16 protein-coding genes are annotated in these 17,427 nt (G+C 72.5%); 7 read left to right on the top strand and 9 right to left on the bottom strand.

Annotated features, from left to right (window positions below):
• Nucleotides 1-23 precede the first annotated feature (23 nt).
• Nucleotides 24-911, bottom strand: a complete 888-nt coding sequence (locus tag H4687_RS21545; RefSeq protein WP_046916785.1) for an aminoglycoside phosphotransferase family protein — start codon at nt 909-911, stop codon at nt 24-26.
• 117 nt (nt 912-1,028) lie between these two features.
• On the opposite strand from H4687_RS21545, the gene H4687_RS21540 reads away from it, so the two are divergent.
• Nucleotides 1,029-2,441: an NAD(P)/FAD-dependent oxidoreductase gene (locus tag H4687_RS21540; RefSeq protein ID WP_046916786.1), complete on the top strand. Its 1,413-nt coding sequence runs from the start codon at nt 1,029-1,031 to the stop codon at nt 2,439-2,441.
• 7 nt (nt 2,442-2,448) lie between these two features.
• On the opposite strand, the gene H4687_RS21535 is transcribed toward H4687_RS21540, so the two are convergent.
• Nucleotides 2,449-3,669, bottom strand: coding sequence for an FAD-dependent oxidoreductase (locus tag H4687_RS21535; protein WP_046916787.1), 1,221 nt, complete (start codon nt 3,667-3,669; stop codon nt 2,449-2,451).
• Nucleotides 3,670-3,784: 115 nt separating this feature from the next.
• Here H4687_RS21535 and H4687_RS21530 point away from each other — a divergent pair, with 115 nt between their 5' ends.
• Complete coding sequence (locus H4687_RS21530; protein WP_179860088.1) at nt 3,785-4,489, top strand: pentapeptide repeat-containing protein; 705 nt, start codon at nt 3,785-3,787, stop codon at nt 4,487-4,489.
• 124 nt (nt 4,490-4,613) lie between these two features.
• On the opposite strand, the gene H4687_RS21525 is transcribed toward H4687_RS21530, so the two are convergent.
• The gene (locus H4687_RS21525; RefSeq protein WP_046916788.1) at nt 4,614-5,114 is read right to left on the bottom strand and encodes a hypothetical protein; all 501 of its coding nucleotides are present in this window, start codon (nt 5,112-5,114) and stop codon (nt 4,614-4,616) included.
• A 7-nt stretch (nt 5,115-5,121) separates the two neighbouring features.
• Between H4687_RS21525 and H4687_RS21520 the strand changes: the two genes are divergently transcribed.
• Nucleotides 5,122-6,627 carry a M1 family metallopeptidase gene (locus tag H4687_RS21520; protein ID WP_046916789.1) on the top strand — a complete coding sequence of 502 codons (1,506 nt, stop codon included), beginning with the start codon at nt 5,122-5,124 and terminating at the stop codon, nt 6,625-6,627.
• Between the two features lie 6 nt (nt 6,628-6,633).
• Here the strand turns inward: H4687_RS21520 and H4687_RS21515 are convergent, their stop codons facing one another.
• Entirely contained in the window at nt 6,634-7,638 is a 1,005-nt protein-coding gene (locus H4687_RS21515) for a bifunctional GNAT family N-acetyltransferase/NUDIX hydrolase (RefSeq protein WP_046916790.1), read from the bottom strand.
• Nucleotides 7,639-7,764: 126 nt separating this feature from the next.
• Here H4687_RS21515 and H4687_RS21510 point away from each other — a divergent pair, with 126 nt between their 5' ends.
• Nucleotides 7,765-8,436, top strand: a complete 672-nt coding sequence (locus H4687_RS21510; RefSeq protein ID WP_046916791.1) for a hypothetical protein — start codon at nt 7,765-7,767, stop codon at nt 8,434-8,436.
• A 210-nt stretch (nt 8,437-8,646) separates the two neighbouring features.
• On the opposite strand, the gene H4687_RS21505 is transcribed toward H4687_RS21510, so the two are convergent.
• Nucleotides 8,647-9,222, bottom strand: coding sequence for a TerD family protein (locus H4687_RS21505; RefSeq protein ID WP_005486352.1), 576 nt, complete (start codon nt 9,220-9,222; stop codon nt 8,647-8,649).
• A 190-nt stretch (nt 9,223-9,412) separates the two neighbouring features.
• Between H4687_RS21505 and arfB the strand changes: the two genes are divergently transcribed.
• Nucleotides 9,413-9,841: an alternative ribosome rescue aminoacyl-tRNA hydrolase ArfB gene (gene arfB, locus H4687_RS21500; protein WP_046916792.1), complete on the top strand. Its 429-nt coding sequence runs from the start codon at nt 9,413-9,415 to the stop codon at nt 9,839-9,841.
• Between the two features lie 103 nt (nt 9,842-9,944).
• Here the strand turns inward: arfB and H4687_RS21495 are convergent, their stop codons facing one another.
• Nucleotides 9,945-10,457, bottom strand: a complete 513-nt coding sequence (locus tag H4687_RS21495; RefSeq protein ID WP_046916793.1) for a flavin reductase family protein — start codon at nt 10,455-10,457, stop codon at nt 9,945-9,947.
• 647 nt (nt 10,458-11,104) lie between these two features.
• Here H4687_RS21495 and cdgB point away from each other — a divergent pair.
• Nucleotides 11,105-12,862 carry a diguanylate cyclase CdgB gene (gene cdgB / locus H4687_RS21490; RefSeq protein ID WP_046916794.1) on the top strand — a complete coding sequence of 586 codons (1,758 nt, stop codon included), beginning with the start codon at nt 11,105-11,107 and terminating at the stop codon, nt 12,860-12,862.
• A gap of 213 nt (nt 12,863-13,075) precedes the next feature.
• Complete coding sequence (locus tag H4687_RS21485) at nt 13,076-14,059, top strand: carbohydrate-binding protein (RefSeq protein WP_046916795.1); 984 nt, start codon at nt 13,076-13,078, stop codon at nt 14,057-14,059.
• A gap of 24 nt (nt 14,060-14,083) precedes the next feature.
• On the opposite strand, the gene H4687_RS21480 is transcribed toward H4687_RS21485, so the two are convergent.
• The 3 genes from H4687_RS21480 to H4687_RS21470 all read right to left on the bottom strand — a co-directional run bounded on the left by H4687_RS21480 (nt 14,084) and on the right by H4687_RS21470 (nt 17,328).
• A complete protein-coding gene (locus H4687_RS21480) occupies nt 14,084-15,010 on the bottom strand; it encodes a 1-phosphofructokinase (RefSeq protein ID WP_046916796.1) in 927 nt (308 codons plus the stop codon).
• Between the two features lie 96 nt (nt 15,011-15,106).
• Nucleotides 15,107-16,348 carry an N-acetylglucosamine-6-phosphate deacetylase gene (nagA, locus tag H4687_RS21475; RefSeq protein WP_225966772.1) on the bottom strand — a complete coding sequence of 414 codons (1,242 nt, stop codon included), beginning with the start codon at nt 16,346-16,348 and terminating at the stop codon, nt 15,107-15,109.
• On the bottom strand, nt 16,348-17,328 hold the full coding sequence (locus H4687_RS21470) for an ROK family protein (protein WP_050399209.1): 981 nt from the start codon (nt 17,326-17,328) through the stop codon (nt 16,348-16,350). The genes nagA and H4687_RS21470 overlap by 1 nt, the downstream gene beginning before the upstream one ends.
• Between the last annotated feature and the right edge of the window lie 99 nt (nt 17,329-17,427).

Raw genomic sequence — 17,427 nt, 5'->3', positions numbered from 1 at the left:
GACGTCGCGGCCCAGGGGGTGGGTCAGCGCAGTCGGCGGGCCAGTTCCAGGTCGTCGGGGTCGAGGGGGCGCCCCTCCTCGATCTCCCAGAGGGCGTTCTGGAGGAGGCGGGCGAGGGTCCAGGCTCGGGCGCGGTCACGGTCCAGGGAGAGGACGTCGGTCATCGCGTCGAAGCGCCAGGGGACGTCGTCCGGGTCGAAGCGGTTGTTCAGGGCCGGCCAGAGGTCGAAGGCGGGGTCGCCGGCGAGGGGCTTGGGGTCGATGGCGAGCCAGGGGGCGCGGTCGGCGCCCAGGACGTTGTCGAAGTGCAGGTCCCAGTGGAGGAGCCGGTCGCCGGGTTCGGCCATGACCTCGCGGAGCGCCGCCGCGCAGTCCGCGAGCAGGCGGCGGTCAACGGCGTCCGGGACGCGGGCCAGCACGGGGGGCGTGCGGTCCAGCATGTCCGCCGCGATGTCGGCCAGGCGGCGCAGGCCCGGCGGGGCCGGGGTGGCGGTCAGGTGGGCCAGGAGGCGGGCGATGACCAGGATGGCCGCGTGGGTGTCGGGCTCGTGGGACAGCATGCGGGCCGGGTCGAGGCGTTCGAGCAGCATGCTGCCCGTCTCCGGGTCGTGGTCCAGGAGCCGTACCGCCCCGTCGCCGTCCCAGACGCGCAGGGCGACCGGCTCGCCCGCGCTCTCGTCGTCGAGGATCTGGAGCTTGAGGACGGCCGGGGTCGCGTCGGCCGTGCGGACCACGGGCAGGACCAGGGCGCACATGCCGTGCATGGCCGGTCCGTCCGGGCGCAGGCCCCAGTGGTCCAGGAACCGGGCGGCCAGGCCCGGCAGGGCGGCGGCGAAGGCCCGGCCCTTCTCCTCGAAGAACATCGCCAGCGTGGCGGCCAGTTCCTCCGGCACCGGGATGGCTTCGGTCATGCGGGCGACCCTACGGGTGCGCCCGCCCGAAGCGCCTTCGATTTCCGGCCCGCGACGGCACGCAGGCCACGAAATCCGTAGGAGACAGAGGCCCTCGGCAGGGGTTAGCGTCCCGCCATGAGCAGCTCGGACGCGATGGCCGGCACCGTCAACGGCGGGATCTCCTTCTGGTACGCGCAGACCGGCCTCCCCGTCCCGAGGGAGCCGCTGGCCGGGGACGCGTCCGCCGACGTGGTGATCGTCGGAGGCGGGTACACCGGGCTGTGGACGGCCTACTACCTGAAGAAGGCCGCACCCGATCTGCGGATCGTCGTCCTGGAGCAGAAGTTCTGCGGGTACGGGGCTTCGGGGCGCAACGGCGGCTGGCTCTACAACGGGGTCGCGGGGCGGGACCGGTACGCGCGGCTGCACGGGCGGGAGGCCGCCGTGCGGCTGCAGCGGGCCATGAACGAGACCGTCGACGAGGTCGTGCGGGTGGCGGGCGAGGAGGGTGTCGAGGCGGACATCCACCGGGGCGGAGTGCTCGAAGTCGCCTGCACCCCGGCCCAGTTGAGCCGCCTGCGAGCCTTCCACGAGCACGAGAGGGCGTACGGGGAGGACGACCGCGAGCTGTACGGCGCGCGGGAGACGGCCGAGCGGATCAGGGTCGCGGACGCGGTGGGGTCGACGTGGACGCCGCACGGGGCGCGGCTGAACCCGGTGAAGCTGGTGACGGGGCTGGCGGCCGTCGTCGAGCGGCTGGGGGTGACCGTGCACGAGCTGACGCCGGTGACCGAGATCCGGCCGCGGCAGGCGGTCACGCCGTACGGCACGGTCCGGGCGCCCCATGTGCTGCGCTGCACGGAGGGTTTCACGGCGAACCTCAGGGGCCAGCGGCGGACCTGGCTGCCGATGAACTCCTCGATGATCGCCACCGCGCCGCTGACGGCCGGGCAGTGGGCCGCGATCGGCTGGGAGGGCCGCGAGACGCTCGGCGACATGGCGCACGCGTACATGTACGCGCAGCGCACCGCCGACGACCGGATCGCGCTCGGCGGCCGCGGGGTGCCGTACCGCTTCGGGTCGCGGACGGACAACGACGGGCGTACGCAGGCGGCGACGATCGAGGCGCTGTACGAGATCCTGGTGCGCTTCTTCCCCTCGCTGGCGGGGGTGCGGGTCGACCATGCCTGGTCGGGCGTGCTCGGGGTTCCCCGTGACTGGTGTGCCACGGTCACCCTCGACCGGTCGACGGGGCTCGGCTGGGCCGGCGGTTACGTCGGCTCGGGGGTGGCCACCACCAACCTCGCCGCCCGCACCCTGCGCGATCTCGTCCTGCGGGACTCCGGGCAGGCCGGGGCCACCGAGCTGACCTCGCTGCCGTGGGTGAACCACCGGGTGCGCAAGTGGGAACCGGAGCCGCTGCGGTGGGCGGGGGTGCAGGGCATGTACGCCACGTACCGTGCCGCCGACCGGCGCGAGGCGGCGTCGAACAAGGGGGAGTCGTCGCGGTTGGCACGGGTGGCGGATCGGGTGGCGGGGCGGCACTGAGGGCGCCTCAGGCGTGCTTCAGGTCGAGGGGGGTCCTCGACCTCCTGCCCAGCGCCAGGGAGACGGCCGCGAGGGCGCTGTTGAACGACACCTCCGAGAGGACACCCGGCGCCGCGACCTGGTCGCCGGCGAGGTAGACGTCGTCGCCCCGGTCCACGGCCGGGCGGTCCCGCCAACTGGTGCCGGGGAGATCGACCGCGCCCGTACGGCCGTTCGAGGTGGCCTCGCGGCGCCAGGTGACCCGGTCCAGCCAGCCGGGGAAACCCAGGTCGAGCAGGTGTTCGGCGCGCGTGATGCCGTCGGCCCGCGACTCGTGCGGGCCGATCGGGAACTGCCCCTGGAGCAGCTGCTCGCCCGCCGGGGCCAGCGTGCGGTCCTGCGCGGTGAACCGCTCGATCCAGCCGGGCGCGTCCAGGTCGGAGACGGCGAAGGCGTCGCCCCGACGGGTGCGTACGGCGAGGTCGACGAGGGCGGTACGGCCGCTCGGCCAGGTCAGCGAGTCGTCCCCGAGCAGGCGTCGGGCGGCGTCCAGGGAGGTGGCGACCACGATCGGGCCGGTGCCCCCGCCGCCCGCCCGGTCGCCGAGGGCGTCGAGGCTGTCGACGCGGCTGAGGGTCTCCATGCGGACACCCAGGTTCCAGGCGCGGGCCGCCATCCGGTCGATGACGCTCGCCCAGCCGCCGCGCGGGTAGTGCGCCTCCGGGGGCAGCTTCGTGGCCCGGCGCAGCCGTTCCTGCACGAACGCGGCGGACAGGGAGCCCGGGTCGTGGTGGAACAGCGCCACCGCCGCGTAGTTGGCGGCGGCCCGCGCGGCCTCCTCGCCGGCCTGTGCGGTCGCCCAGGTGCGGAAGTCGACGTCGACGGGCGCGTGCCGGCTCGCCCGGCGGGGGCGCAGGAGCTTGAGCATGGCGAACGGTGGTGTACGGCGCAGGGCGCCCTTGTGGTGCAGACGGAGCCGGGCGGTCTCCAGGGGCGGGAGCGGGGCGAGCGGTCCGATCAGGTCCCGCTGCCCGAGCCAGGTCCAGTGCGGGCCGCCGCTGTAGAGCGCGTGCGGTCCCTCGTTCGTCCGGTACGGCCCCTCCGTGGTCCGGGCCCGGCCGCCGAGCGTGTGGTGCGCCTCGTACACGGTGACCTTCGCGCCCGCCTCCGCGGCGGTGATCGCCGCGGTGAGTCCGGCGAAGCCGCCGCCGATGACGGTGAGGGGGGTGGGGGTTCGGCTGGTGCGCATGGCGTGGGCTCCCTCGGGTCGGTGCCGGCCGGGTCGGTGGCTGTTCGCACCTACGACGGGTCGAGGGGGCCGGAATGTGACATGGCCTGGTTTCGGCGGGGCGTTCGCGCAGGTCATGGGGATTGTCAGTGGTGGGGTGCACGATGGGGGCATGGTGCGGGCGAGGTCGGTGGTGAAGGCGGCGCGGCGGCCGGAGGTGCGGTTGCCGGTGCTGGAGGTGTTCGGGGGCGGGGAGCTGGAGCCCGACGGGGACTATGACGGGCTGGAGTTCCGGGAGCTGGACTTCGTCGGGCAGGACGGCGGGGGTGCGCGGTTCATGGACTGTGCGCTGACGGGGTGCGCGCTGGACGAGACGCGGTTGCAGCGGGCTCGGGTGCTCGATTCCGTTCTCACCGGGATACGGGGGGTGGGGACGGATCTGGCCGGGGCGACGCTGCGGGATGTGGAGCTGGTGGACGCGCGGCTCGGTGGGGTGCAGTTGCATGGGGGCGTGCTGGAGCGGGTGCTGGTGCGTGGGGGGAAGATCGACTATTTGAATCTGCGGGAGGCTCGGCTCCGGGACGTGGTGTTCGAGGACTGTGTGCTGGTCGAGCCGGATTTCGGGGGTGCGCGGTTGGAGCGGGTCTCGTTCGCGGGGTGTGCGTTGAAGGGGGTTGATCTGACCGGGGTGCGCTTCGTGGATGTGGATCTGCGGGGGGCCGCGTCGGTGGAGATCGTGCGGGGGGTGGAGCGGTTGTCCGGGGCCGTGATCAGTGCGGCGCAGTTGATGGATCTGGCGCCGGTGTTGGCGGGGGAGATGGGGATTCGGGTGGAGGGGTGACCTCCGGGGTGCCGGGGTGTGTCCCGCCCCCGCCGCCCCTACCCGTCCCTTCCCCAGGGGCTGCGCCCCTTCGACCCCGCATGTGCAGCCCCCACCGGGCCCGCGGGCGAACGGGGCAGGCTTCCTACGGCATCCTCGGGAAGCGGGACTGGAGGGTCCAGATCGCTGGGTTGTCGGCCAGCGTTTCGTGGAGGTCGCAGAGGTCGGCGATCACGTCGTGGAGGAAGTCGCGGGCCTCGCGGCGGAGTTCGGAGTGGGAGAAGGTCAGCGGGGGGTCCTCGGCCCGCATCCAGTCCGCCTCGACGTCCACCCAGCCGAAGCGCCGCTCGAAGAGCATGCGGTCGGTGGACTCGGTGAAGTCGAGTTCCGCGTGCTGGGGCCGGGAGGCGCGGGACCCGGCGGGGTCCTGGTCGAGCCGCTCCACGATGTCGCACAGCGCCCACGCGAAGTCCAGCACCGGCACCCATCCCCAGGCTGTGGACAGCTCCCGGTCCGCCTTCGTGTCGGCGAGGTAGACGTCCCCGCAGAACAGGTCGTGCCGCAGCGCGTACACGTCGGCGCGGCGGTAGTCCGTCTGCGGCGGGTCGGGGAAGCGGTTGGAGAGGGCGTAGCCGATGTCGAGCACGTAGGCGATGGTGTCATGTCCTCATAGGATCGCCGACGTGTCCCGATCCGCCCCGGTTGTCCCGGCCGCCCTGCTCACCGTCGCGCTGGCACTCACGCTCACGTCGTGCGCCGAGGGCGGTGGCGAGGCCGGGGCCGGCAAGGGAGCCGCGGGCCTGCGCGACCCGTACTTCCCGCAGCTCGGCAACGGCGGCTACGACGTCACGCACTACGCCCTCACCCTCGGGTACACACCCCCGTCCGGGGCCGGGTCCGGCGGCAGCCTGCGCGGCACCGCCGTCATCACCGCCCGGGCGACACGGGACCTCGGCTCGTTCAACCTCGACCTGTCGGGGATGGACGTCGAGTCGGTCGCCGTCGAGGGCGCGGCGGCACGCTGGAAGCGGGCGGGGCAGGAGCTGACGGTCACCCCCGGGGGCGGGCTCCGCGCGGGGGAGACGTTCCGGACGAGGGTGCGGTACTCGGGCACCCCGGAGACGATCACCGACCCGGACGGCTCCCGGGAGGGCTGGCTGCCGACCGCCGACGGCGTCCTCGCCCTCGGTGAACCGACGGGCTCGATGACCTGGTTCCCCGGCAACCACCACCCCTCCGACAAGGCGACCTACGACATCTCGGTCACCGTCCCCGAGGGCCTGCGGGCCGTCTCCAACGGGGAGTTGACGAGCGAGTCCGGCGAGGGCGGCCGAACGACGTACTCCTGGCGCGTCGCCGAGCCGATGGCGAGCTATCTGGCCACGATCGCGATCGGCCGGTTCGAGATCAGGCGCTCGACGGTCGAAGCGGGTGCGGGTGCGGGCCGGGGCGCGGGTCGGCTTCCGGTGTACGTCGCCGTCGATCCCACCCAGGCCGAGGACAGCCGTGCGGTCCTGGACCGGATCCCCGAGGTCATCGACTGGGCGGAGGGGAACTTCGGCCCGTACCCCTTCTCCTCGACCGGCGCGATCGTCGACCGGCCGGAGGACGTGGCGTACGCGCTGGAGACCCAGAACCGCCCCGTCTTCCCCGGCGTGCCCGGCCTCCCGCTCCTCGTCCACGAGCTGGCCCACCAGTGGTACGGCGACTCCGTGACCCCGGAGAGCTGGCGGGACATGTGGCTCAACGAGGGCTTCGCCACCTACGCCGAGTGGCTGTGGGCGGAGGACCACGGCGGAGACACCGCCCAGGAGTCCTTCGACGCGCTGTACGAGGGCGAGTACTTCCAGGACGCCGACGAGAGCGAGGCAGTCTGGGACTTCCCGCCCGCGAAGCCGCCGAGCGCCGCCCGTATCTCCGACAGCCCGGTGTACGAGCGCGGGGCCATGGTGCTGCACAAGATCCGTGAGGCCGTCGGCGACGACGCCTTCTTCGCGCTCATCCGGGGCTGGGCGACCGCCCACCGCCACGGCAACGCGGACACGGCCGACTTCACGGCGTACGTGGAGACGTTCGCCGGGAAGGCGGCTCCGGACGCGGACCTGAGCCCGGTCTGGAAGGACTGGCTGTACGGGGAGGGCAGACCGCCTCGGGCCTGAGGGGAGTCAGTCCCCTCGGCGCGGCGACCGCTCCGACTCCTCGAACTCCGTGAGCAGCCGGGGCAGTTCGGGCGGCCACACCGCCCCGCTCGCCTCGGTGAGTTCCTGGCGGGTCCACCAGCGCCAGCTCAGGATGCCCTCCTCGGCGCGCGCGGCGGCGAGGAGGCCGCCGACCGGCTCGCGGCGCGGGCCGCGGGCCACGTACATGTGGTCGTGCTGGCGGACGGGGACGCCGGCGCGGGTGAAGTCATGGGTCCAGGTGTGGAGGAACGCGTCCGGCTCCACGTCCGTCCAGCCCGTCTCCTCGCGCAGTTCCCGCAGGGCGCCCTCGCGCGGTCTCTCACCGGCCTCCAGACCGCCACCGGGCAGGGCCCAGTGCGAGCCCACCTCCTCGTTGTGGTACTCGAACAGGAAGACCGCACCGTCCGGATCGAGTACGGCGACCCGCGCGGCCTGCCGTGCCGTACGCAGCGTCTTGCGCAACACGACGCAGGGGCGCCCCAGTTGACGGTCCCGGCGGCGCTCCACGACCTCGTAGCCGAGGGCCGTCCAGAACGCGAGGCCCCCGGGGTTGTTGTCGAGTACCGCCAACCGTACGGCGGTGCGTCCGGCCCGCCGGAACCGTTCCTCGACGAGGCTCGCCAACTGGCTTCCATATCCACGTCGTTGAGCAGTGGCGTCGACGAGCAGCAGCCCGATCCACGGGTCGGGGTCGGCCGGATCGGGATGACGGGCGAGGGTGATGGCGACCCCGACGAGCCGCCCCTCGCCGCCCCGCCCGGTCTCGCGGTCTTCCCCGGCGTCGCGCGCGAGCAGGATCTCCGCCTCCGGATCGGCCAGCTCCACCGACAGTGCCGCGGCCACCTGTTCGGGCCGGATGTCGTTCGCGTCCGGGAAGTCACCGCTCAGGGCGTAGAAGTCGCGGTGGGAGGCGTACAGAGCGGTGAGTTCGGTGAGGAGGGGGCCGGGGACGGTTCCGTCCTCGGCGGTGCGCAGGGGTGTGAGCAGCATGGCCCGCACGCTATCGACCGGGTCCGACAACGGCTCGTGGCTCGGGACCGAGCGGTCCGACCGGACCTACAGTTCTCCCCGGCGCGGCGCGCGGAAGCCGTGGAGAGTGGAGAGGTGAGGAGGCGCGTGGAGCAGCGGGTGCGGGTGCACAAGGCCCGGCTGGGCGGCGACGAGTTCCGGGTGATCCGGCCGGTCCCGTCCCCGGCACGGCTGGTGTTGCGCGACGACGGTCACTGGCTGTCGATGTACGCCGACCGGGCCGGCGCGGAACAGCTGGTCGCCCTGTGGGCGCTGGCCGCCCGGTCCGCCCGGTCGCTGGTCCATCTGCCGATCCGTGCCCACCCCGCTCCCGACGGCGTCACGTCCGGCGACGGTGAACCCGTCTCGCTGGACCTGGTTCTGCTCCACCACAGCCTGGGGTTTCCGACCGCCTCGTGGAAGCGGGTGCGCGCACGGCTCGACGCGGGCAGGCCGCAGACGACGGGCACGCCGGAGCGGGACTTCCCGGAGGAGGACGCCATCCGCCACGAACGGCGGCACTACCGCTCCTACCGCGACCATCTCGCCTTCGACCTGGCCGCGCACACGCTCTTCGTCGTGGGCAGCCCCACCGCCTTCCGCGAGTACGGCACCCTCCTGCGCGGGCTCGTCGACGAGGCTCCGTCGTTCCCGCACCAGCATCCGCACGCCCAGCACTACTGCGTCGAACTGGGCGCGGGGCCCTGGTCGCGCCCGTGGAACCGGCGGGGCGTGCCCGCCTCACTGCACATCCAGTACTCCGCCGACTGGCGGGTGTGAGCTGAGGGTGAGCGGGACTCGCGGCGGGGGTCGCGCGCGTCCGGGACGGCCGAAGGCCCCGCCGCGACGGTCAGTGTCGTGGCGGGGCCTTCGGCAGTGCGTGCGGCGGGGCGGCGGCGATGCGCCTTCCGGACGTCGGGCCGAGCCGTGGGGCCGTCAGTCCGAGCCGTGGGGCCGAGCCGTCGGCCCGTCAGGAGAGGTCAGGAGACGTCAGACGTTGACGCCGAAGTCCTGGGCGATGCCGACGAGGCCCGAGGCGTAACCCTGGCCGACGGCGCGGAACTTCCACTCGGCGCCGTTGCGGTACAGCTCGCCGAAGACCATCGCCGTCTCGGTGGCCGCGTCCTCGGAGAGGTCGTAGCGGGCGATCTCGGCGCCGCCGGCCTGGTTGACGATGCGGATGTAGGCGTTGCGGACCTGGCCGAAGTTCTGCGAGCGGTTCTCGGCGTCGTAGATGGAGACCGGGAAGACGATCTTGTCGACGTCGGCGGGGAGACCCGCCAGGTTGACGTTGATCGCCTCGTCGTCGCCCGCGCCCTCGCCCGTGCGGTTGTCGCCGGTGTGGACGATGGTCTGGTCCGGGGTCTGCTTGTTGTTGAAGAAGACGAAGTGACCGTCCGAATAGACCTTGCCCTGCGGGTTGACCGCGATCGCGGAGGCGTCGAGGTCGAAGTCCGTGCCGGTGGTGGTGCGGACGTCCCAGCCGAGGCCCACGGTGACGGCGGTCAGGCCCGGAGCCTCCTTGGTGAGCGAGACGTTGCCACCCTTGGACAGGCTTACAGCCATGGTTGGGAGTCCTTCCCTCGTTGCGTACGTGCCTTACGGGGCTTCGTGCCGGGGACGAAGCTACCTGTACCCCTATGAACGTCGGGAGGGGCGCCAGAGGTTCCAGCGGTTTTTACTTTCTTTACTCATGCTTCCCGGGCGCGGTGAAAAGGGCGTGACGTGGACCGGACATCCGCGCGACCATGGGGGCATGTCCGGTCCTCACGTCATCCGTGGCTCCGTCTCGCTTCCCGAGGCCGAGCTCCAGTGGCGTTTCTCCCGCTCCTCCGGTCCCGGCGGGCAGCACGTCAACACCAGTGACTCCCAGGTCGAGCTGCGGTTCGACCTGGCGAACACCGAGGCACTGCCCGAGGTGTGGAAGGCGCGGGCGCTGGAGCGGCTCGCAGGGCGGCTCGTCGACGGCGTCGTCAGCGTCCGGGCCTCCGAGCACCGCTCCCAGTGGCGCAACCGCGAGACCGCCGCCGTCCGGCTGGCCGCGCTGCTCGCGGAGGCGACCGCGCCGCCGCCCAAGCCGCGGCGGGCGACCCGTATCCCGCGCGGCATCAACGAACGGCGGCTGCGGGAGAAGAAGCAGCGGTCCGACACCAAACGGGGGCGGCAGGGGCGGGACTGGGGCTGAGGCCCTCGCTCCCGCTTCCCATGCCCGGTTCCCATGCCCGCTTCCCGCGCCCCGTTCCCACGCGCACGCCCTGCCACGCCCTACCGGTCCCGCGCGGCGCGTCCTACGGGGCCAGTTGCCGGTAGCGGCCCCGGAAGTAGCTCAGCGGGCCCGGGTTCGTACCTGCCGCCGTGGAGGCGAGGACCCGGCCGATGACCAGGGTGTGGTCGCCGGCGGTCACCCGCTGCTCGGTGCGGCACTCCAGGGTGGCGAGGGCGCCGTCGATCAGGGGTGCGCCGGTGATCCCGCCCCTGGTGTGCGCGAGGTCCGCGAAGAGGAGGCGGTCGCTCACGCGGTTCTTCATGGCGAAGCGGGCCGCGGCGGTGCGCTGGTGCTCGGAGAGGACGGAGACCGCCCACAGCGGCTGCTCGGCGAGGAGGTCGTCCATCCGGGAGCCCTCGCGGAGGCTGACCATGACGAGGGGCGGGTCGAGGGACACGGACATGAAGGAGGTGGCCGTCATCCCGACGTCCTCGCCGCGCGGTCCCTCCGGGTCCAGTGCCGCCTCGTGCGCGGTGACCAGGACCACACCGGCCGCCAGCCGGGACATCGCGGCACGGAATTCGTCTTCGCTCACCCCCTCAGCATGTACCGAGGGGGGAAGGCCGGGCGAAGCCGGGGGAGGGGCTGACAGCGAGTTCTTCGGCACGCCCGCACGCTAGCTCCCGGCCGGCGCCCACCACATCGGGCCCCCGCCCGATCCGCCCCCGGACCTGCGACCTAGGGCCCACAGGCCTTCCACAGGCCTGTGGAAGGCCTGTGGTGCCCCGGCCGTCCACGGGGAAGGTCCTCGCCCTCGCGGACGTCCTCCATGTGGTTTCGCGTCCGGTCGGGATCGCTTTTGTCCCGCTCCGGCTCGTCCGCCGTCAGGCGGCGGCGCTCCACGGTGTCACTGACGGGCTCATGCCAGGAACCCAGGTGGGCCCGGCTGTCGGCCATCCGCCCCGGTCAGCCCCGCGCGCAGCGCCTACACAGAGTTCTGAATTCTGTTCAGGAAGCGCACGAGAGAAACGCATAAACTCCACTCAATTGCTCATGTTCTGTTGTGACTTGAGTCACAGGAGCCATATTTTGTTGACCCTGTGTACCGAGTGGGCTTCGCGCTGTGATTCAGTGGCGGGGACGCTGCAAGCTGTAAGCGGGAACTGTAAGCGGTAGTAAGCCCGCGAGTTAAGCAGGTTACCTGGAGCCTGGAGCTGCCACGAGATCTCGGGGGGAGGGCGAATGGAAACCGATTCGGAGCCCTACGTCCGTCTGACGACGCTGCGGCAGTTGCACCAGGTGATGGCGGACATGAACACCGCGCGCAGCCTGGCCGACACGCTGCAGACCGTCGCCGACGGCGTGGTCAACGGCCTGGGCTACGAACTGGCCTGCGTGAACCTCGTCCGCCCCGACGGCGACCTGGTCGTCGCCGCCCTCGCCGGGAACAGCGCCGCCGAGGCCCTGATCACCGGCCGCGTCGGCTCCCGCGAATCCTGGGAACGCCGGCTGACCATGGGCGAGGCCTGGGGCGACCTGCGGTTCATACCCCACACCGAGGGCTGGGTGCTCGACGAGGACGACGTACCGCAGTGGTACACCGACGGCCCCGCCCCCCGGTTCGAGGACGAGTGGCATCCCTCGGACCGCCTCTTCGCCCCGATGTACACCCCGGGCGCCGGCGGCGCCTCCTGCGGGGAACTGCTCGGTGTCGTGTCCGTGGACCGGCCGCGCAACGGCCGGCGACCGGGCGCATGGGGACGCGAAGCGCTCCAGATGTACGCATTCCAGGCCGCCATCGCGATCAGCAACGCTCGCCTGCGCGCCAACATGCAGCGAGCACTGGTCAGGCTCGAAAGGGAGCAGCAGGCGCTGCGCGCCAGCGAGGAATCCTTCCGGCAGGCCTTCGAGTACGCCCCCTCCGGCATGGCCATCGCCGAGATGGGCGGCGACCAGCACGGCCGGATCCTGCGGACCAACGACGCGCTGTGCCGGCTGCTCGGGCGGCCCGCCTCCGCGATGCGGCGCTACTCCTTCTCCGACCTCGTCCACCCCGAGGACATAGGCACCCTCCTGCGGACCTCCGCCGAGGGCGGGCGCGCGGAGCTGCGGCTCGGGCGGCGCGACGGGACGTACGTCTGGGTGTCGCTGCGCAACAGCGTGGTCGCGGACGCCGCCGACGGGCCCCGTTTCCTGCTCACCCACGTCGAGGACATAGAGGAGCGCAAGCGGCGTGAGCTGCAGCTCGCGCACCGGGCCTCGCACGACGCCCTCACCGGCCTGCCGAACTCGGCCGAGCTGCGCTCGCGCCTGGCCGCCCGTCTCTGCCAGCGCCCCCAGTCGCTCCCGGCCGGCGCGGCGGCCGACTCGATGAACGCGGCCTTCGGGCCGTTCGGGGAGCAGGGGGAGTTCGGCGCCGGGCACGGCGAGTTCGGGGAGCACGACGAGCACGCGGCGCGGCTGCCGCACCCGTCGTTCGACGACTACGAGGCCGCGGGGCACAGCGGGCACGCCTTCGGCTTCAACCGGGCCGGCGGACCGTTCGACGCCTTCGACCACCATGTGCACACCGTCGCGCCCGAGGACGAGCGGGACGACGGGACCAAGGGGCTCGCGGTGCTCTTCTGCGACCTCGACGGGTTCAAGTCGATCAACGACCGGTTCGGGCACAACTCGGGCGACGCCGTCCTCATCGAGGTCGCCCGGCGGCTCAGCCGGGGTGTGCGCGACGGTGACACGGTGGCCCGGCTCGGCGGCGACGAGTTCGTCGTCCTCGCCGACGGCCTCGGCCGCGCGGACGCCCAGGACCTCGCCGTACGCCTGCGCAACGAGATCATTCAGCCGATTCGGGTCGACGGCCGCGCAATGCGCGTAGGCGCCAGTTTCGGTATCGGATGGGCCCATTGCGGAATGACGGCGGACGAGGTGTTGAAATCAGCTGACGAGCGGATGTACGTCGAGAAACGATCTCGTCCCAGGCAGCACAGGCGGGCCGGATAGCGTCCGGAGTGACGCTGGAGACATGGGGCGATATCCGCAGGTCAGAGGCGTGCGGTGGCGAGAGAGCGGCTAGTGTCCGGTGGGTGGGCCGGGTGATGAGGTCCGAGTCACCCGTTTGGGTCACCACGAGCGGGTAGGCTCGCTCTCCTACACCCCCAAGCAATAACCCGCCACCCGTACGTGTAAGTACCGCACCGCTGAGGAGACCTAGGGATGACGCCCGGCAACAACGGCGCGAGCACGCCCGAGGACGACGACCCGTTCGGCTACCTCTACGAGGACGGACAGGCCCGAGGAGCCCAGCCGCCCAGCGCGAGCTACGGCTACCCCAACGCGGTCAACCGGGCCCGGCCGGTCGGTGAACGCCAGTACGGGCAGCAGACCCAGCAGGCTCCGCAGGCCGCCACCGCGCAGTACGGGCAGGTCCCGCAGCAGGGGTACGGCCAGCAGCAGGCGGGTCCCGGTCGGCCGAACGCGCACTACCAGGCCCCCGAGAGCTTCTCCGGCGGCGCGCCGACGACCCGGCAGCAGAGCCACGGAGGCGGCGGGGGCGGCGGCCGGGGCCGCGGCCCCAACACCAAGGGCCTCCTCATCGGCGCGATCGCCGTCGTGGCGGCGGTCGTGATCGGCATCGGCATCGCCATGCTCGGCGGCGACGACGGCGAGAACGCGTCCGGCAACGACACCGGCGCCTCGACGACCCCGACCACCGGCGAGAGCGCCGACCCCAGCCCGTCGGCGAGCAAGTCGAAGAAGGCGGAAGCCCAGGAACTCCCCAAGGCCGAGGCCAAGACCCTCCTCCTCGGCGGCAACGCGGCCATCGCCTCCGACGTCCCCGGCGCCAAGTCGGACGGGGGCTTCTACGTCGGGAACTTCAACTCGGTGGGTTCGTCCATCACCTGGAAGGCGGAGGACGTTCCGGAGAGTGGCAAGTACACGCTCTACGTCCTCTACGGCGTCCCGGGCAAGGATGCCAACGCCACCCTCACGGTGAACGGCACCGCACAGGGCCGTGCCCTCAACCTGGCCAACTTCGCGAAGGGCCCCGAGGGCGACTACGAGAAGGGCTGGACGAACACCTACGCGTCCATCCAGCTCAACAAGGGCAGCAACGAGATCAAGATCTCGTGTGAAGAGGGCAATGACTGCGATGTCAACTTCGACCAGCTGTACTTGGAAAAGGGCTGGAAGCCCTGAGGCCCGATCCTTCGGGCCGATGCCTCACGCCGCTGTGACCTCCTCCGTCACCGTCACCTGCCCCACCAGTTCCTCGTACGCCTGACGGTCGAACTCGCCTGCCACCGGGGTCAGTACGGTCGCCGCCGACAGGGCCACGGCTCGGGCCAGGCGGGCGGGCCAGGGGAGGTGGTCGGTGAGGCCGGAGAGCAGGCCCGCGACCGCCGAATCGCCCGCTCCGGTCGGGTTGCCGCGGAAGCGGCGGGGCGGGGCGGCACGCCAGGTGCCCTCGGGGGTGTGGGCGAGGACGCCCTCGGGGCCGAGGGAGGCCACGACCGCCTGGGCGCCTCGGCGGCGGGCGTCACGGGTCGCGCGGGACGGCTCGTGGGAGCCGGTCAGTTCGGCCAGTTCGTCGGCGTTCGGCTTCACCAGGTCGGGGCGGGCGGCCACCCCGCGCCGCAGCGGCTCGCCGCTGGTGTCCAGCAGGACCGGGACGGACAGCGTGCGGGCGGTACGCACCAGACCCGCGTACGCGCCCACCGGCACCCCCGGTGGCAGGCTGCCGCACAGGGCCACCACCGAGGCGGAGCGCAGCAGATCGGCGTACGCCTCCTGGAAGGCGGACCACTCGGCGGGTGCGATGAGCGGGCCCGGTTCGTTGAGCTGGGTCGTGTCGCCGCTCGCGTCGGCCACGGCGACCGTGCGGCGGGTCGCGCCCTCCACCGGGAGCAGCGCGTCCACCACACCCGGTGTGTGCGTGAGCCGGTCCCGCAGGGCGCGGCCGGTCGCGCCGCCGGCGAAGCCGGTGACCGTCACCTCGTGGCCGAGTGCCGCGAGGACGCGGGCCACGTTCAGCCCCTTGCCGCCGGGGCGTTCGGTCACGTCCGTCACCCGGTGTGTGGCGTGGGGCCTGAGATCCCGCACGCGATAGGTGATGTCGAGAGCGGTGTTCAGTGTGACCGTGAGGATCACCTGGGCTCACCCCCTTGAGCCTCGACTGCGCGGAGGCTCGATCATGCCAAAGGAGCGGCGGTCGGCCCAGACCGCCCGGGCGTCACGGTGTCCGGATCAGTCGCCGAACGGGTTCACCACCCACTCGCCCTTGCGCAGGACGCCCTTGACGTCGAAGTCCGCGTCGAGGAGGACCAGATCGGCGTCCTTGCCCGGGTCGAGGGAGCCGATGCGGTCGTCAAGGCCGAGGAGGCGGGCCGGGTTGGCGGAGAGGGCGGCGACGGCGTCCTCGATCGGGAGGCGGTCGACGGTGACGGCGCGTTTGAGGGCGCGGTCCTGGGTGAGGGTGGAGCCCGCGATCGAGCCGCCCTCCACCAGGCGGGCCACACCGTCCGCGACCTCGACCTCCAGCGGGCCGAGCATGTAGCGGCCGTCGCCGAAGCCGGCGGCGTCCATGGCGTCGGTGATGAACGCGACCCGCGCGGCGCCCGCGTGACGGAACGCCAGTTGCAGGGAGGCGGGGTGCAGATGCGTACCGTCGTTGATCAGCTCGACGGTGATCCGTTCGTCCTCCAGGAGCGCGGCGATCGGGCCGGGCTCGCGGTGGCCGAGCGGGGGCATCGCGTTGAACAGGTGGGTCGCCACGGTCGCGCCCGCGTCGATCGCCTGGACCGTCTGCTCGTAGGTGGCGTCCGTGTGCCCGATCGCCGCGAGGACGCCGAGTTCGGCGAGGAGTCGTACGGAGTCGAGGCCGCCGGGGAGTTCGGTGGCCAGCGTGACCATGCTCGCCCGGCCGCGTGCCGCGTCGATGAGCTTGCGGACCTCGGCGGGGTCGGGGTCGCGCAGGAGGGCCTCCGCGTGGGCGCCCTTGCGGCACGGGGAGATGAACGGGCCCTCGAAGTGGATGCCGGCGATGTCGCCCTGCTCGGCGAGTTCGGAGAGGAGGCCGGCGCGGTGGGCGAGGCCGTCCATGTCACCGGTGACCGTGGAGGCGACGAGGGTGGTGGTGCCGTGGAGCTGGTGGGTGCGGATGCCCTGGAGGACTTCCTCGACGGTGCCGGAGGTGAAGGAGGCGCCGCCGCCGCCGTGGTTGTGGAGGTCGACGAAACCGGGGACCAGCCAGTGGTTGTGGACCAGGAGGGTGTGGGCGTTCTCCGGGGGGTTGTCGGAGATCTTGGTGCCGTCGATGGTGAGACGGCCGTTCTTCACCGTGCCGGTGGGCAGGACGACGTTGGCGCCTTCGAGGACGTAGGGCTGTGCTGTGTGTCGCGGCCGCGGGTTGATCGTGGTCGCTCGCGCAGCTCCCCGCGCCCCTGAGGGAGCGCTGTCGGACCCGGTGTCGGAAAGTGCGGGGGCCATCAGGTGGTTACCTCCGAAGGGGCCTTGGGAGCCGTGGGGGTCGTGGGGGTGAGGAGGTCCCAGGCCATCAGGCCGGCGCCGAGGCAGCCCGCGGTGTCTCCCAGGGCGGCCGGGACGATGGCGGGCACCTTCTGGAAGGTGACCCGGTGTTCGACGGCGGCGCGCAGCGGGGCGAAGAGGGTGTCACCGGCCTCCGCCAGGCCACCGCCGACGATGAGGGTCCGGGGGTCGAGCAGGGTGAGGGCGGTGACGAGGCCGTCGGCGAGGGCGTCGACGGCCCTCTGCCAGACGGCGGCGGCGCGCGGATCACCCGACTCGACGGCCTTGGCGCAGTCCGCGGCGTCGGCCCCGGGGTCGCCGGCGGCCTCCGCCCAGGCCTCGCTGACGGCCGCCGCGGAGGCGAACCGTTCCAGACAGCCGCGCTGACCGCAGGGGCAGGGGAGGCCCCCGGGCCGTACGACGATGTGGCCGATCTCGCCCGCGAAGCCGTGGGCGCCCGCCTCCACCCGGCCGTCGACGCCGATCGCGCCGGCGATGCCGGTGCCGAGCGCCACGAAGAGGAAGCGGTCCGCGCCCCGGCCCGCGCCCACGCGCCCCTCCGCGAGCCCGCCGGTGCGCACGTCGTGGCCGAGGGCGACCGGGACGCCGTCGAGGCGTTCGGCGAGGAGCGCGCGCAACGGGACGTCGCGCCAGCCGAGGTTGGCGGCGTAGATGGCGATGCCCCGGCCGGAGTCGACGATGCCGGGTACGGCGACCCCGGCGGCGGCCGGGGGCTCGCCGAAGTGCCGCTCGCCGTACGCGCGCAGTTCGGCGGCGAGGTCGAGGATCGAGGTGACGACCGCCTCCGCCCCGCGCTCGCGTCCGGTGGCGCGCCGGGTCTGGTGCAGCAGCACGGGGGGTGCGCCGGGCGCGGGGCCGGCCCCGACCAGTGCGGCCTTCATCCCGGTGCCGCCCACATCGAGGGCGATGACATGTCTCACGGGGACAGTGTGGCCCTTCGACCCACGAGAGGTCTAGTCCACTTACCGAGTCGTGGTGTAGACCTTGTGGTGTAGACCTTATGGAAGGTTTGAGAAGTT

The organism is Streptomyces stelliscabiei (genome assembly GCF_014873495.1).
Taxonomy (GTDB): Bacteria; Actinomycetota; Actinomycetes; order Streptomycetales; family Streptomycetaceae; genus Streptomyces; species Streptomyces bottropensis.
Note: the sequence above shows the minus strand (reverse complement) of the source record. Positions and strands in the feature narration are given on the sequence as shown.